This window comes from Moorella sp. E306M, assembly GCF_006538385.1.
GTDB lineage: Bacteria > Bacillota > DSM-521 > Neomoorellales > Neomoorellaceae > Neomoorella.
Window position 1 is genome coordinate 1 of the sequence record NZ_BJKO01000006.1, and the last position, 513, is coordinate 513.

Below are 513 nucleotides of genomic sequence, written 5' to 3' on the forward strand. Positions count from 1 at the left end.
GTTCTTCGATTTTCTCCAGGGTGATGCCGTGCCGCTTGAGTTTATATTCCAGGAGATCCCGTAGCCGGCCGAAGGTCCACTGGCTCATCCGCTGGTTGTGATGCCGCCCGCAGTCCTGTTCCCTTACCCCCTGGGGGTTGCCGATGTAAACCTTCTTTATCCCGCGTTCCAGGCACCAGTCTGCCGCTATTTTTGTAACGGCATGTTCGGCGTGGGATATTTGGGTTTCAATCCAATTCAAAAAGCGGTACTTGGCAGCCAGGAGTTTTTTGCGACGGTTGGAGCCTTTTTTGGTCCGGGAAATGGCCTTCTGAAACTTCCTCAAAGTCTTATTCCGGAGGCGGTGCAACGACCGCAGATGCCTGCCGCTGATGACCAGAGCTTCCCGGCCGTCGGTCAGGGTTAAGGCATGGACTTCGCCCGGGTCTACGGCTGCCACGGCATCCCCCTGTACTTTCTCCAGGGCGGGTTTGACTACCGCTATATGCAGCCAGTAGCCGTTGCGGTGCCAGA

Annotated in this window: 1 protein-coding gene; it reads right to left on the bottom strand. The window is 56.5% G+C overall.

Features of this window, described 5'->3' with window-relative positions:
- Positions 1 to 513 (bottom strand): transposase (locus FLZ89_RS15475; protein ID WP_141305367.1); only part of this gene is annotated, 513 nt, incomplete at both ends.